The sequence below is a fragment of the Parendozoicomonas callyspongiae genome (assembly GCF_023502345.1).
Classification (GTDB): Bacteria; Pseudomonadota; Gammaproteobacteria; order Pseudomonadales; family Endozoicomonadaceae; genus Sansalvadorimonas; species Sansalvadorimonas callyspongiae.
In genome coordinates this window covers 66954-82803 of the sequence record NZ_JAMFLX010000022.1, presented here as the reverse complement: position 1 = coordinate 82803, position 15850 = coordinate 66954, and the positions used below count along the sequence as shown (strand labels likewise).

At 46.7% G+C, this 15850-nt stretch carries 13 protein-coding genes and 1 pseudogene; 5 read left to right on the top strand and 9 right to left on the bottom strand.

The genetic code is table 11. From position 1 onward, the window contains the following. On the bottom strand, positions 1-516 hold a 516-nt coding region (locus tag M3P05_RS15320; protein ID WP_249700807.1), incomplete at its 3' end, for a hypothetical protein. 224 nt (positions 517-740) lie between these two features. Beyond that, positions 741-830, bottom strand: a pseudogene (locus M3P05_RS15315) (glyoxalase); the annotation flags it as partial. 221 nt (positions 831-1051) lie between these two features. On the opposite strand from M3P05_RS15315, the gene M3P05_RS15310 reads away from it, so the two are divergent. Next, positions 1052-2029 carry a Gfo/Idh/MocA family protein gene (locus tag M3P05_RS15310; RefSeq protein ID WP_249700805.1) on the top strand — a complete coding sequence of 326 codons (978 nt, stop codon included), beginning with the start codon at positions 1052-1054 and terminating at the stop codon, positions 2027-2029. A 428-nt stretch (positions 2030-2457) separates the two neighbouring features. Next, the gene (gene ftnA / locus M3P05_RS15305; protein WP_249700803.1) at positions 2458-2979 is read left to right on the top strand and encodes a non-heme ferritin; all 522 of its coding nucleotides are present in this window, start codon (positions 2458-2460) and stop codon (positions 2977-2979) included. Positions 2980-3024: 45 nt separating this feature from the next. Here the strand turns inward: ftnA and M3P05_RS15300 are convergent, their stop codons facing one another. Further along, entirely contained in the window at positions 3025-3525 is a 501-nt protein-coding gene (locus tag M3P05_RS15300) for a glutathione peroxidase (protein ID WP_249700801.1), read from the bottom strand. A 216-nt stretch (positions 3526-3741) separates the two neighbouring features. On the opposite strand from M3P05_RS15300, the gene mltA reads away from it, so the two are divergent. After that, the gene (mltA, locus tag M3P05_RS15295) at positions 3742-4905 is read left to right on the top strand and encodes a murein transglycosylase A (RefSeq protein ID WP_249700799.1); all 1164 of its coding nucleotides are present in this window, start codon (positions 3742-3744) and stop codon (positions 4903-4905) included. A 38-nt stretch (positions 4906-4943) separates the two neighbouring features. On the opposite strand, the gene elbB is transcribed toward mltA, so the two are convergent. From elbB to M3P05_RS15280, 3 genes are all read right to left on the bottom strand, one after another. Continuing rightward, positions 4944-5597, bottom strand: a complete 654-nt coding sequence (gene elbB, locus M3P05_RS15290) for an isoprenoid biosynthesis glyoxalase ElbB (protein WP_249700797.1) — start codon at positions 5595-5597, stop codon at positions 4944-4946. 98 nt (positions 5598-5695) lie between these two features. Then, complete coding sequence (locus M3P05_RS15285) at positions 5696-6067, bottom strand: hypothetical protein (protein WP_249700795.1); 372 nt, start codon at positions 6065-6067, stop codon at positions 5696-5698. A gap of 19 nt (positions 6068-6086) precedes the next feature. Continuing rightward, positions 6087-7463, bottom strand: coding sequence for a hypothetical protein (locus tag M3P05_RS15280; RefSeq protein ID WP_249700793.1), 1377 nt, complete (start codon positions 7461-7463; stop codon positions 6087-6089). 227 nt (positions 7464-7690) lie between these two features. On the opposite strand from M3P05_RS15280, the gene M3P05_RS15275 reads away from it, so the two are divergent. Next, complete coding sequence (locus tag M3P05_RS15275) at positions 7691-7954, top strand: hypothetical protein (RefSeq protein ID WP_249700791.1); 264 nt, start codon at positions 7691-7693, stop codon at positions 7952-7954. A gap of 15 nt (positions 7955-7969) precedes the next feature. On the opposite strand, the gene M3P05_RS15270 is transcribed toward M3P05_RS15275, so the two are convergent. Then, positions 7970-9592 (bottom strand): coiled-coil domain-containing protein, encoded by a 1623-nt coding sequence (locus tag M3P05_RS15270; RefSeq protein ID WP_249700789.1) that lies wholly within the window; start codon positions 9590-9592, stop codon positions 7970-7972. 4 nt (positions 9593-9596) lie between these two features. Further along, the gene (locus M3P05_RS15265; protein WP_249700787.1) at positions 9597-12068 is read right to left on the bottom strand and encodes a hypothetical protein; all 2472 of its coding nucleotides are present in this window, start codon (positions 12066-12068) and stop codon (positions 9597-9599) included. 83 nt (positions 12069-12151) lie between these two features. Between M3P05_RS15265 and M3P05_RS15260 the strand changes: the two genes are divergently transcribed. Next, a complete protein-coding gene (locus M3P05_RS15260; RefSeq protein ID WP_249700785.1) occupies positions 12152-13654 on the top strand; it encodes a YifB family Mg chelatase-like AAA ATPase in 1503 nt (500 codons plus the stop codon). A 42-nt stretch (positions 13655-13696) separates the two neighbouring features. Here M3P05_RS15260 and ppk1 read toward each other — a convergent pair whose 3' ends face one another. Then, entirely contained in the window at positions 13697-15838 is a 2142-nt protein-coding gene (gene ppk1, locus M3P05_RS15255; RefSeq protein ID WP_249700783.1) for a polyphosphate kinase 1, read from the bottom strand. Between the last annotated feature and the right edge of the window lie 12 nt (positions 15839-15850).

Below are 15850 nucleotides of genomic sequence, written 5' to 3'. Positions count from 1 at the left end.
CAGCAGCTTTTGGGCTGATAAGTATTGTCTTGATGCTTCAAGAGCTCTGACAAGGGTCATGTCTAGATCATTAACATTGGAAAGATCTTCATCACCTACTTTTCTATTATTGCCCTTGCTCTTGAGGTCTCTCAGTATTTTTTCAGCTTCTCTACAATATTGATTTCCACCCTGCTTAAGCAGTGAACGCGCAAGGCCAACTGTGGCGGTTTCCTCATACTGGTCATTGTTTATAAATTTGCGAAAGATCTGTTCTGCTTCCTTTGGCTTAGAAGGCTTGGCTTTTAACAAAGCAAAGGCTTTATTTATTTCTGTTTGATGCGGGTAAATTACTTGAAAATCAAACCCAACAAGCGCAGGTGGCGGTTCTGCACCTTGCCAGGAAATAAAAGGTTGAGCATTTGGGATTTGAGAAATAGATCCGTGTTTTGGTATTGCCATCTTTTGTTCATGCTTTGGCAACATAGCCTGCGGGGTAAAGACAGGTGCATTTGGATTAAGTTTTCTCCCCTCCATTTTTATTCCCTCCCATTCTCAGCACATTAGTAGGTTGCAAGGCATCTTGTGTATATTTATTGAATACACACCTGTGTATAAATGATTGATATCCGTTGCAATAGACATCTGGCTCTGGGAGTAATAAGACAGCAGAGAGAACTGGATTATTTCAAAATGTCAGTTGCACTGCCTTAATGGTTAAAAAATAGTTTCTATATGTGGAGTATTTATCGCTTACAAACTTAGTAAGCACCCGCAGAGTATGTCGGCTCATAGCTGTGACTGTAGATCTCTACAATATTACCGAATAAATCTTCCATATAGATCATGCGGTTGCTGCTTTTCCAGAACAGAAACTTATTTCCAGCCACGCTTTGTCTGAACCGGTTTCTGAAACTATCTACTTGGCTCAAAGAAAGTGGCAAACACCACCCGGCAAGGTTAAAAAAGTTGATAGAAGTCATGTCGTCTTTACTCTAAAACAGGGAAGGTAAAGCTCAGTTAACATTTCCGAACACCCAAGCTTATCCTTTTCTGATCGCAGGGAGGCTTCATGATACGTTACGCTGTTATCGGCACCAGCTGGATTTCCAGCTCGTTTATCGAAGCGGCAAAGGCTACAGACCGGTTCCAGCTAATGGGTGTTTATTCCCGAGACATTGACCGGGCAAGAGAGTTTGCAGGAGAGCATAAGGCTCTCTATATATTTGATAATTTGGAGCATATGGCTCAGTCAGATCTGATTGATGCCGTATATATCGCCAGCCCTAATTCCATGCACTGCCAGCAGAGCTGCCTGTTTCTCAATCACGGCAAGCATGTGATCTGTGAAAAACCAGTGGCTTCTAACCTGAAGGAAGCCGAACGTATGGTTGCAGCAGCACGGAATAACAACGCAATTCTTTTTGAGGCATTCAAAACCTGCCACCTGCCGAATTTCTACCAGGTGCAAAAAGCACTTCCGGCGCTTGGAAAGGTTCACAAGGCGCATTTGAATTACTGCCAGTACTCTTCCCGCTACCAGCGCTACCTGGACGGAGAAAATCCCAATACCTTTAATCCAGCTTTTTCCAACGGATCGATTATGGATATCGGGTTTTACTGTCTGAGTACAGCCGTAGCACTCTGGGGAGAACCCAAGAAAGTCTCTGCCAGCGCCCACCTTCTTGAGTCAGGTGTTGATGCACATGGTTCAGTCGTTCTGCACTATTCGGATATGGACGTGATTCTGCAGCATTCGAAAGTCAGTGATTCTTTTGTTCCCAGCGAAATTCAGGGTGAAGCAGGAAGCCTTGTCATTAAACAGGTTTCCGAATGTCAGGAAGTCACTCTCTACAAGAAGAATGCCACTAAACTCAATCTGACACTGCATCAGGAAAACAACACCATGTTTTATGAAGCTCAGGTTTTTGCAGATCTGATTGATGGCAGAAAGTCTTCGGAGCAATATCTGCAGAATTCCCTGACAGTAGCCAGGCTTCTTACCGATATCAGGAAACAGACAAAAGTTGTTTTCCCGGCAGATAGATAGGATCTGGGAAAATTTAAGCAGAGTCAGGCTTGGGCCCCTCCTATGCCTGGCTTTGTAGTCTGTCATGCAACAGTTAAAAACTTCATTCTTATACCTGCGCTAAACCACCATGGATTAATATTTATATCTTTGATTTTGATCTGGTCAGCGCTCTTGATATGAATCTGAACCCTTTCTTTTGGTTCCAGGTCGAAATATCTGGCTGAGAAATCCACAAGCATGCTGTCATTAACATTCTAGGCACCATAAAACTGAAACAGGACACAATACTCGTCATGAAAGTCATGTATTGCTTGAATCCAGCGTGACAACTCAAGACAAAAGGTGCAGGATTGGCTTTTTTTGGACTTGCGGATTTTTTACAGCTGCCACTTTTTGTATAACTGTAAAATATCCCGGCAGCACCGGCATCAATCAAGGAGATCAAAATGCTCAGCGAACAGATGATCAAAAGCCTTAACGATCAGATCAACCTGGAATTCTACTCTTCCAACATCTATCTGCAGATGAGTTCCTGGTGTGAGTACAAAGGTCTGGATGGCTGTGCTGAGTTCCTGCGCGCTCATGCTGTTGAAGAAATGGGGCACATGCAGAAGCTGTTCAACTACGTGAATGAAACCGGTGCTATGGCTGTTATTGGTGGAATTGAAGCTCCTGCAAGCCATTACGAAGGCGTTGAAGATATCTTCACCCAGATCCTTGATCACGAAAAGCTGGTCACCAGCAAGATCAACGAACTGGTACACCTGGCTTTCACAACCCAGGACTACTCCACTTTCAACTTCCTGCAGTGGTATGTTGCTGAACAGCACGAAGAAGAAAAGCTGTTTAACTCTATCCTCGATAAAGTGAAGATGATTGGTGCAGAAGGTAAAGGTCTGTACTTCATTGATCAGGAAATCGCCCGTCAGGCAAGTATCCATGAAGCTAACGAAGGCGCTCCTGCCTAACCGTTATCGATGGCAGCAGGCATACCCTGCTGCCATTTACTTTGATCAGGCGTTTGCCATATCCCGCGCTTTCAATAGGCGACGCATAGGCTGACGAATACTGTCCGGGCTGTCTTTTGGTCCAAACCTCTCAACCACATTACCCTCAGCATCCACCAGGAACTTGGTGAAGTTCCACTTAATTCCCTTTGTTCCAAGCAGGCCTGGTGCTTCATCTTTCAAGTACTTGAACAACGGGTGGGCGTTTTCACCATTGACTTCAACCTTGGCAAACATCGGGAATGTCACACCGTAGTTGATCTCACAGAATTCACTGATTTCTGAATTATCCCCTTTCTCCTGCTGGCCAAACTGATTGCAGGGAAACCCGAGAATGACCAAACCATCATCCTTGAACTTGGTATAGAGCTTTTCCAGCCCTTTGTATTGGGGAGTGAAACCGCACTTGCTGGCTGTATTAACAATTATCAGCACCTTTCCACGGTACTGCTCCAGAGAAACTGTTTTCCCTCTGATCGTCTCAGCAGAAAAATCGTAGATGCTCATACATCCTCTTTTATTATTAACTGCCCAGTTTAATGACACCTTAACTTTGCCCGCACATTGCAGCAGATCACCTGAGTTTTGTCACTCAATGTATCCAGACAACCCCTTTATTTACACAACACTCACTTTTCAGGTTATTAGAAAAGCAATATCTTTTAATATTATCTGTATGGATAAAAAACCTTTTCCAATAATTAATGGCCTATCAGCTCTGCCATGAAAATTACTATCAGACAGTTTTCTTTCATTTTTCCAGTCTTGGTACTCAGCCTTCTCTCCGGCTGCAGCCTATTCCAGTCAAAGGATGTCTTTCAGCCTTCCTCTTTCAGCGAGCTCAATGGCTGGAACCAGACACAAGCTGTCGGCCTGAAAACTGCCCTGCAGGAAAGCTGCCCGGTCTATTTAAAACGTACAGGCCCTGTTAACCCGGACATTCGGTTTGGTACCTACGAACAATGGCATCGTATCTGTGATGCGCTGGATACTCCTGAAGATGATGCGCTGCCCCATTTTTTTGAAACCGCGTTAACTGTTTATCAGGTTGCTCCCTGGGAGAAAGGGCTGTTTACCGGATACTTCACTCCCCTTCTGCACGGCAGCCGCACCCGTTCAGAGCGATATGCCATTCCGCTACTGGATGTTCCTGATGATCTTGTCTTCTTCAACCCTCAGGACTTTGATCTTGAGCGTACAGATAAAACCAAACCTCACAGAATGAAAGCCGGTAAAGCCAAGAATGGCTGGCTGGTTCCTTATGAAGACCGACAAGGCATCAACCGCCGTGCAACAGCCGGTGACTATGACAACGATGTGCTTTTCTGGCTTGATGATCGTGTGGATCGTTTTTTCCTACAGATTCAGGGCTCAGGAACTATAGAACTGGATACCGGCGAGCAGGTTGAAGTGCGAATCTCTGGTAGAAATGGACATGAATATTTTGCCATCGGCCGGTATCTGAAAAGAAATGGCCTTCTGGAAAAAGTATCCATGCAAAGCATACGGCAATGGCTTGAGGACAACCCCGATAGAATGGACGAAGTCCTTTATACAAATCCTGACTTTATCTTCTTCTCTAAGTTAAACAAGCCAGGGCCACTTGGCGCACAGGGAACCAAGCTTATACCTGAACACAGTGCCGCTGTTGATGATCGTGTTATTCCTTTGGGAACACCTTTATGGCTCAGCACAACCCTGACAGCAGATGATCAACCCTTTGCTCGGGCCATGGTTGCACAGGATGTCGGTTCTGCTATCCGCGGCCAGGCCCGTGCTGATATTTTCTTTGGCGCAGGAGAAGAAGCTGCACGAAAAGCCGGTCATCAGAATGCAGGTGGCAAACTATTTGTTCTGCTGCCCAAACAAATGCCTGAAGAAGATTAGAACCTTTTTGCCCCGAACTCTGTCCGTGGCATTTTCTGTCAGCTTAACTCTAGTACCTTATCCACGAGGCGGCTTATTCCTGAGGCCGCTTCACTGATACTTCCTGCCAACATATAGGCTGGTGTAGTCACAAGTTTGTTTTTGGTATCGACTACAACATCATGAACCGGACAGTTCACATGCTCGGCACCTGTTGCTTCAACGGCTTTAGCAGTATCAGGGTCATCTCCAATAGTGAACTGCACACCTTGACCAAACAGCTTTCCAGCCATAGCCGGAGCAATACACATCAAACCGACGGGCTTACCCGCACTGTGAAAAGCCTGGACTGACTTCATAACATCATCACGGACAGTCAGATCACTGCCCTTAAAAGCAAAATCACAAAGGTTTTTTGCAGCCCCGAAACCTCCGGGAAGAATCAAAGCGTCAAAATCATCACAGGAAAGCTCAGTGACAGGCTTGATTTCACCGCGGGCAAGGCGAGCTGCTTCCACCAGCATATTGCGGCTTTCCTGCAGTTCTTCACCGTTGGTGTGATTAACAACATGGTGTTGATCATCATCAGGAGCAAAACACTGATAACTGGCCCCATTCTGATCAAGGCGGAGCAGAGTTAGAACAGATTCATAGATTTCAGAGCCATCATAGACTCCGCACCCGGACAGAATAACGGCAACGTTTCTGGTCATAATTCCTCCCGATACATGCCGCAGGTTTATTAGCCCTGCTGTACGGCTCTCAGAATAAGACCAAAAACACTTGAAAAACAGCTTCCTGTTGGATTTATCTAAACTGACTGGCTTCGTTGAAGGTTTTCTCGACGCTCTTGAAGGAGGCTTTCCACGATCTCACGGTTTTGCCTATCAAAGCCTGCATTATTAATATCATTCTGGAGTTCGTTGAGTTGCGCATCTGAATCAGCATTGTAAATACGACTGATAAGTTCTATCTGGTAAGTCGCTTTATCAAACCCACTGATTTTTCTGTCAAAAATGCTCTTACCTGAACTTCTATTCAGATTGGCATCATATCTGAGGTACCTACTATCAAGTCTTGTATCTTTACTCTCAACTTCATCATTATTCTTTTGATTTTGGGCGAGTGCTTCAGCAGTTTCACCACTGCCGTAATTCCATAGACTCTTAATGATTTGCAGCACTATTGAGACCTCCCTGGTCTTAACTATTTTTACCACTGGCAAGGTCTACAGCGCCCTTGAGTATGCTATTACTGGCCAACCAGCTTTTGGCAGCTCTTACATCCAGATATTCCCTGTTAGTTGCTGACGCTCGGGCTAATCTTGTCGAACTAATATGTTCGACTAATGCGGCCTGTAACATTTCAAACTTTTGAACCTGGTCCTTCATCTCTGAATACCATTGAGGTAGAGCGACATCTCCCTCTTTCAGAAGTTTTGCTTCGATACCTTGATCAAACTTCTTAATATCCTTTAGAAGTTTGGAAATATCGTCAGAAGCTGTTTTTAGGTTTTGAAGCTGGGAGGCATACTCCCCAAATGCAAAAGACCCATTCGCAAGAGCCAACTTCTTGGCTCTTTCAGAATCTTCTTGGGGTTTAAACTTTTTCCCCACTTCAACACCTTTGCTGGTGTATTCCTCCATTGCAAGCCGCAAACCCTGATACTTATTAGCGAAATGAGTCGCTTTTTTCTGTCCTTTAGATAACTGCTCGGCAAGACTTTTGGTGGGTTGAGCAAGAGGCTCTGAATCTACGATTTCATAATCATTCTCTGATACAGAATTCAGACTCTCAGACTGAAGTTGTTCTCTGACAGAATCTGAAGCTAGCTGACGGGCCTGTTTGTTTCCTGTTGGCTCTTGTTGGATAACTCTATTTTCCTTCGGCTGATAAGGTGGGGGCTTCGGAGGAGCTCTTCTCACCTTACCATCGCTTCCTGTTCTGGGTCTCTGTTTATTAACGGTGCTGTAAAGCGGCTCACTTACCGGCTTTTTATTGCCAGTTTCAGTTTGTGAACTTGATGTAGCCGCATTTGCGGTTGTTGCCTGTACGCTTGAAGGGGGAGGTGGTGGTGGCCTGGAAGGGCCTTTCCTTTTTGACTTCGTGCCACCGTGCTCTTCCACCTCCACTTCCGATATACCTTTTGCAGGCTCATCAACATTAGGCCGTACAGTATTGCTATTGCCTGCCTGTTTTGGCACAGGGGGTGGAGGCCTGGGTGGTCCTTTCTTCTTAGTACTGACTTCTGCTTTCGATTCCAAACTCGATGAAGCTTTTTCCTGTGTATCAATTTTATGCGGTGCAGTTTTGTTTCCACCTTCATGAGATGGTACTGGTTCCTGTCCTTTATTCTTACTATCTGCAGCTTTAGCTGATGCAGAACTGATTTCGCTTTTCTTATCCCGGGATAAGATACCTTTTATCCAAAGAGCGAATTTTTTAGCCCTGCCAGGGGACGGCTCTAGCTTAACGCTGTCAGTATTCTCACCAGTTACAGAACTGGAAACATCATCTGTTTTGTTTCCCGAAAAAACGGTGGCTTCAGGATACTTTTGTTCACCAGCAACCTGTAACAAATCAAGCTTTTGGGGAGAGGCAGGTTCTGGCTGTTTAACCTGGTGAGCCGACTGCGAAACCACCTCTTTGGGAGAGTAATGCTGATATTGTGTCGATACATGAGAGTTTTGAGAAAACTGCTGTGGCGGCGGATAAGGTGGTGGAGGCTCGTAGTTGAAAGCCTGGCCTGAGTAAGCATTGTATCCAGCGTGCTGGTAATTCGCTGGGTTCACATACATGTTTGGCTGTGGAGAAACCTGCTGAATTCCGTAATCAGCCAAGCCTCTGGCAGGATATCCAAAAGGTAAAGGCTGTAGAGTGGGAGCCATTACCTGAAACTGGCTGGCTACCTGAACCAAATGGTTGGCAAACTGAACCTGAGCAGCAATATCGGGAGGTAAAGGTGCAGCGGGGCCATAAACCGTTACCTGTACGCCCCCTGTTCCTTGAGGATCTTGTCCCATATAACCCATTACTGATTCCCTTCAACCAGATTGCTTCCCAACCCTAATAATCAGACTAGCTGCTAGCGCAGCGGCCGTTTAACTCGAGCATCCAGACGGACAAGGCTGATTTTTTCCTGAGCCTGCCGCCCGTAAACGGTATCGTCAACAAACCCGCTACCAGTTTTTATCGCAAAGTCAGGGTTTTGCATAAGTGACATTATTTTTCTGTTCATCATTCTCATCAGGATTGTTTTTGAAACTTCAGGTAAAGCCTTACTTCCATCCAAATACTCTCGCTGTTTGATGACATCCTCAGGTGTTTTCATCGCCTGAACATGTCCAGACACCCTGCCAAGCAGTGCCTTCACTCTGGGTTCATGTCCTGCCAGCAAATGTTTCTCCAAGTCTTTTATAGTGTTCGGTGCTGAATGTTTTGGTGCATCCTGAGGCTTGAGTGGCTCTTCTGCTGGTTTAACTTTTGGCTGTATGCTTTTTTGATTATCAGCTTTAGCCTTAGGTTCCAGTACAGTTGCTTGCGAATATTCCTGCCGAGAAGTTGATTTTTCCGTCTTCCCCCTCTTGATGGAGCTCACCTGAACTTCTTTCTTCTTTGATTCCTGTGCTGCAGCCTTTGACTCCTTCTTTACCTTTGACTCAGCAGCGTTCCTGTCTTTTCTCAGCTCAGATATGTAATTATTTTCTGCCTGTCTTAGCTTTTTAGCCGCTTCACTGACATTTGTTTCAGCCTGTTTGTGACGACTCTCAGCCTGCTTTCGGAACGTTTTATCGCTTTCTGTCCCTGCATCAGTACGGATAGCCTGATCGAGAAGAGTACGACTTGCTCCCAATTCTTTGATAGCAGCCCGAAAGTCTGCATGCCTGGATTTCAGCGTTTCTACTAATTTTTCTGACTTTTTACCGGCAACGACGCCTTGATGAAATTTCTTGTTTTTACCAATTCTGGTATGCAGTTTTTTGCTGGAGGTACTTAGCTCACTCAGCTGCTGCTTCAGTAGCCTGACCTCACTTTCACTACCTTGTTTACCCTGCGCCAGGCTCAGTTGCCCCCGAAAATCTTTCGACAGAAGCTCCAATTCCTGCTGACGAATCTCGAGAACAGCTTTATCCTGCTTCCCGAACCATTTATCAGGTGGGGGGTCGAATAATTTACGTAGCACAGAGCGTGTTTTACCTTTGTGAGCACCAGCTTCCTGAACAATTTTTTCTAACGCCGTTAGTTCCTGATTAAGGTCGGCTCCGGCTTTAACGACCCTTTTCTCAGTATTTTCCAGTTTTTTCTGAGAACTCTTGAGTTCCTTATCTGGTGCTTGCTGTTCAAGTTTGGCTTCAAACCTTGCAGCAGCCTGCTTGTACTCAACTATGGCTTCATTGAGTTTCTGCTCTTTTTTATCGACACCGGCTGAACTTTTCACAAGATCTGAGGCTATAGCAGTACTTTTTTTACTAATCCCAGACCCCCTCTCTAAAAGCCAGGTATCACGAACTTCCGCAAGAGTAGTGGCTCTTTCATGAAGGGCTTTCTGTCCCTGGGTGGCAAGCTGAAGTTTGACTCCAACAATTTGCTTTCCCGTTTGAACAGTAACTTTGTGGTGTGAACTTTTCCCTTCAGTGGGGTGTTGTAGTTTGGGGGAACTGTCTTTGGGAGAGACAGAAGAAGGCCCACCATTCAGGTTGACTCCCATGGCATCAACCTATTCGACTCTGCTGAGATCCCTTACCGAAATACATTCCTGTATAACTGGTATTAATTCCCAGGCGCTTGGTGGTCTCGAGGTTGCAATGCATTTGATATGTTAGCCGCTGCGCTTCTGTCATCCCCTCCAAGGCTCCACCAGCCTGACCAAGAATGAGCTGGGCTTCTTCTGCATGAGGTGTGGCTAAACGCTCACGGCATGCAGCTATTTCGCCATCATTGCTTCCAGTTATCTCATTTGCTGTCAGAAACTGGTAAACATTACGGTTTCCAGAATCACGCCAGCTTTCCCAGTTAGAAATAGCAAAATCTTGAGAAGCCAACCCTCTCGCATGTTCCAAAAGCAGTTCATAGCGCTTTTCAAGGGCATCCAGCTCTTTCACCATCAGCTTGTGTCTTAACTGGTAACGCAGTGCCTTAATATCCAGCTCTTCAAGTTTTGTCAGCGTTTCTGAATCAATGACAAGTGGAAAACCCACACGACACCCGGCCCGGTATTGCTGCTGAACACTGGCATCCTGTAACAGTGGTTTGCGGATAATATCCGGAAAAGGATAAAGGCAGGCATCATGATCAATTCCGGTCACCATTCCGGTGCTGTCAAACATGATATTACCGTCGTTGCGGTCAAGATTGGCACACAAGGCATCCAGCCATTCCAGCTGGTTTAATTGCTTAACCGTGTTATAACAAAACGTCTTATGTCCATCTATGTCCCTAAAGTTATACCCAAGCCCCGACTTACCTCGCACTCGAGAGTCTGTGCCCTTCAACCCTTTTGCTTTGGACATCTGAACACCGAACTGAAGGTTGTGAACGGCAAACTCACAATCGGGAACCCGCTCCTTCATACCCAGTTTTGAAGCAATTTCTCCGACTGCAATATTTCTGGCAGAGTGTCTTGGGGACTTTTCATCCATAAAGAATTCAGCGCCCACTACGTCCTTCCAGCCAGAACGATCACGTGAACTGATTCCTTTAAAAACACGGGTACACGCAGGTTTACACTTCGTATATTCCAGTTCAACAGCTGTATGAAATACCCCTTCTCCCAACACCCTGCCTTCTTTATTAGTAAGATGCTGATCCTTTAGTGCACTGCAAACTGTGAAGGAAGGATCAAGGTTATAACCGCATCTTTTGAACTCAATTGCTTCATTCCAGGTAAGTTTTTCAGCACATAATCCCGCACCTGGATCTGAAGCTACCTGAATAATAATTTGCTTTTCCTGCTGCACCCACCTAAGCAGGTTATTCAGAGCATAAGCTCTATCTTTTTTAGCAGATCCATCATTTTGATCATCAAGCAATTTCTGGTTTTTAAAAACATCACCCGGAGTTTTTCCACTACCAAATGAGAACATACGCCCCAATAACGATAGATAACCTTTTGCAGCCTTGACCCCAGCCGCTACTTCACAGGCTTCATGAAGCTCTTTCTCCAACTCATCAAGCTGGTGAATCATGTTCTTTGCATGGGAGAAGTTCTCAGCAGGATTCTCTGACAGATTTTGTTTCTGTAATTCCTGAATTTTTAAGGTTCTTGTTTGTACTGAATTTGCTTCACTGCTACCACCAAAATATGCAAACCCCCCACACTCTTCCAGAAAGGCATCACTGTCTCTTTTTCTGCTCCCTTTCCAATACCCCTGATCGTTTAGATGAATATATAACTTTTTTTGAAGGTGTTCAGGTTTGACGAAATTTGTGAAACGGTAATGGGCTCGCTCGCTTACATCTTCACCAAGCTGAGTTGAACCGACAATCTTGGGAATACTTAACTTTGCACATTTTAACCTTTCTTTCTGAGCTTCAGCCTTCCAGCTTTCATCTCCATCAATAAGGTCAACCTGCGCCTCAATTAAAAGGCACTGCCTCATAGTTCTTCTTATTTCATCATCTAGCTTGTAAACATCCTTAGCCTTCGTACTCCATTGATCTATCGTATCAAGCCGCCGAAACATATCATCAGCGGCTCTTTCCCCCAGGGGCGTTCCCTGCTTCCAGATAATAATCATCTCGCCAAATGATAAACGCCGCTTCTTCCATTCCAACCCAGGATAATTTTGTAACATTACCAGCACGTCGGGTGACTCATCCAGATTGAAAACAGCAGCTCTTTGTCGACCTTCAGCCACCCACCGTAGTTGTTTAGATTTTTCTCCATCCTGAGTAGATACTGTTGAGCAAGCATTTCTGTAAACCTGCCCACCTCCAACTTCCATATCTTCAGCGGTACTACTGCCCCCCCCAACATCCATACGAGGCAGAACTGTAGCGATAGATGACGTATTCCTGTGAGCAGTCCGCCTACCGATATGCTGCTGACACGGCTGGTTTGATCCTACTACTCCTCTTCTAGGAACTTTTGGTTGGGGCGGTCCTTCAACTCCACTTCCGCCCTGACTATCTGGGTGGGGTCGTCTTGCCCCTGCTCCTGAAGATGTACCTAGTGTCCTTTCCATGGTTTCTGAGTATATTTTCCAGATATTTATCTTATTCAGCCTAGACTTGTCTGCCCTCAAGATCACAGAGGAATCTGAAGAATATGTCTCTGGCCGTTATCCATACCAGAGCAAGGCTGGGCATCACAGCTCCGGAAGTTCTTGCTGAGGTTCACCTCTCAAATGGGCTACCAGCGCTCAATATCGTAGGAATGCCGGAAACAGCGGTCAGGGAGAGCAAGGATCGCGTGCGCAGTGCCATTATTAATGCGGGTTTTGAATTCCCGGCGCGGCGTATAACAATCAATCTTGCGCCTGCCGACCTCCCCAAGGAAGGCGGTCGCTTTGACCTGGCAATTGCATTTGGGATTCTTATTGCCTCCAGACAGCTGCCTCCTGACTGTCTGGACGGCTACGAATGTATGGGAGAACTCTCTCTCAGTGGCGAGATAAGGGATGTTCCCGGTATTCTTCCGGCAGTTATTGCAGCTTCTGAGGCTGGTCGCAAAGTTCTGATTCCCTCCTTGTCCTTACAGGAAGCGGTTATGTGCTCCAAGGCAGAGGCCTATGGGGCAGGATCTCTCCTTGCAGCCACGGCTCACCTAACTGGAAACCAGGCCATTGAACCGGGAATATCGGGTTCTCCTCCGGTATTGCCAGCCTGCCCTCCCCAGGATCTTGCTTCAGTCCGCGGACACTTCCAGGCTCGTAGAGCGTTGGAGATAGCAGCCACCGGCGGACACGGGTTACTGATGAGTGGCCCGCCTGGAACTGGAAAAACCATGCTGGCCCGATGTCTTCCCGGAATTCTTCCCTGCCTGCGAGAACAGGAAGCCCTTGAGGTAGCCAGTATTCACTCTCTCTGCGGGCATAGTATTCCGCTCTGGAAACAGCCCCCATGGAGAGCTCCCCACCATTCGGCATCCAGTGTTGCTCTGACAGGGGGAGGATCTCATCCGCGCCCCGGTGAGATCAGCCTTGCTCATAGAGGCGTTCTCTTTCTCGATGAACTGCCCGAATTTGATCGAAAAAGCCTGGAAATTCTCCGCCAGCCATTAGAGTCAGGCGAGATTCATATCTCCCGAGCTCGATACCAGATGGTCTTCCCGGCCAGATTTCAGCTAATTGCAGCGATGAATCCCTGTCCATGTGGTTTTCTTGGGGATAAACAAAAATCCTGCAAATGTACGCCAGATCAAGTTCAACGCTACCGTCGCAAGCTATCAGGGCCACTGTTAGATCGTATAGATATGCAAATAGAAGTAGGCAGGCTGCCCACCAGCACTCTATTGGATACTGATCACCAGCCATCAGAATCCTCTGAAGCTGTACGAAAACGAGTCAGTTATACCCGGGAAAAGGTTTTGAGCCGACAGGGTTGCCTGAATGCAGAGCTTCCTGGAAACCAACTGCTGAACAGAAGCAGCCTGGGCAGTGATGAAAAACAGTTCCTGGAAACTGTCTCTACCAAACTGCAATTATCTGGGAGGGGATTACAACGATTACTCAGAGTCTCCAGAACCATCGCGGATATTGATCAGCAGGTGAGAATTCAAAAGAATCATTTGATGGAAGCTGTCAGTTTCAGGCAAATCCATTCAGCCTGAGAGCACTTCAGGGACAACCCCGAAGTGCTCAGCAAAGAAACCTTAATTGGAGAGTGTTTCCAGCAGGAACTGTTGGGCATTTCTCTCTTTCTGGTTTCTTACCGGATGCTTGCGGTCATAAGTGCCATCCGGCAGAAGGGTCCAGCTACGGGTGTTATCTGACAAGTAACTTTCCAGCTCTCTTCTGATTCGGATAACCAGCTTGGGATTTTCAACCGGGAAGCAGGTTTCTACCCGTTTATCCAGGTTACGAATCATCAGGTCAGCGCTGGCGCAGAGCACCTGCTCATCACCACCGTTGTAGAAATAAAACACCCGGGTATGCTCAAGGAACCGCCCAACAATAGAGAACACCCTTATATTTTCGGAAAGACCGACAATTCCTGGCCGCAGACAGCAGATACCTCGTACAACCATATCGATCTTCACACCAGCCTGAGAGGCTTTGTAAAGAGCTTTGATCATAACGGGTTCTGTGACCGAGTTTACCTTGATGATGATATGGGCTTTTTCACCATTCTTGGCTCGCTCGGCCTCGTGATTGATACGCTCAATCAATCCTTTCTTCAAAGTGAATGGAGCGTGTAACAGCTTCTTCACCCGCATGGCCTTGCCCATGCCGGTCAGCTGCTGGAATACTTTGTGAACATCACTGGTCAAATCCGGATCGCAGGTCAGAAGACTGTAATCGGTATAGAGCCGTGCATTCTTAGCATGATAGTTACCCGTGCCCAAGTGGGCATAACGGACGATCTTGCGACCTTCACGCCTCACAATCAGCATCAGCTTGGAGTGAGTCTTATATCCAACCACTCCGTACACAACAATGGCACCAGCTTCCTGAAGACGGCGTGCCAGCTTAAGGTTTTCTTCCTCATCAAACCGGGCACGAATTTCTACAACCACCGTCACTTCTTTACCATGACGGGCCGCTTCTACCAGAGCATCGACCATCTGTGACCTTGAACCTGTCCGATACAGGGTCTGTTTAATCGCCAGCACCTGCGGGTCCTTGGCTGACTGTCGCAGAAGGTCAACAACCGGAGTAAACGACTGGAAGGGGTGCATTAACAGCACATCGCCCTTGGCGATGGTATCCAGCAGACGGTCACTCTTGGTCGGCAGGCCTTTGGGATAACCCGGTGTAAACGGTGTGAACTGCTTTTCTTCGTGATTTTCGATGTCACAAACGTCAAACAGACGAGTCAGGTTGACCGGGCCATTAATTTCGTAGCGCTCATCTTCGGTCAAACCAAACTGGTTCAGCAGAAATTCAGAGAGATAACGCGGGCAGTTATCCACAACCTCCAGACGTACCGCATCACCATAGCGGCGGGACAGAAGTTCACCCTGAAGTGCTGTTGCCAAATCCTCAACATCATCGTCCTCAAGGCTAAGGTCACTGTTCCGTGTTAACCGGAACTGGTAACAACCCTTCACGATCATGCCAGGGAAAAGATCTTCAGCATGCTGGTGAATAATGGAAGACAGAAACAGGAAGTGATCGCCGCCGTCAGGGCAAATATGTGGTGGCAGCCTGACCAGACGGGGCAGCGAGCGAGGCGCAGGAATAATCGCCATACCAGTTTCCCGGCCAAAGGCATCCTTACCATCCAGTTCAACAATAAAGTTAAGAATCTTGTTGGCCAGGCGAGGGAATGGATGAGCCGGATCCAGCCCAATCGGGCTGACAATCGGCATGACTTCCTGGAAGAAATAAGTGCGAATCCAGCTGCGCTGCGCATCGGTCAATTCGCTTCTGCGTACGAAGTGAATACCCTGTTCTCTAAGCGCCGGGAACAGTACCTCATTAAGAATGTTGTACTGCCGCTCAACCTGTTGATGCGTGAGTCGACTGATTTCCTTGAGTACTTCAGACGGCGGCATTCCGTCAAGACCAACCTGCTCACGGGCAAATTCAATCTGTTGTTTCAGGCCGGCAACACGGATCTCAAAAAACTCATCCATATTGCTGGAGAAAATCAGCAGGAAACGCAGCCGTTCAAGAAGAGGGTGTTCGTCGTTAAGAGCCTGATCCAGCACCCGGATATTGAAATTCAGGTGGCTGAGCTCACGGTTTATATAATATTCGGGGTTATTGTAATCAGTCAGAAGTGGTTTCTGTTCCACAATAGCTTCCACGCTGGTACCGGCTGCCTCCCCGGCAGAACTGGCCTGTTGCATAAACAATTCCCT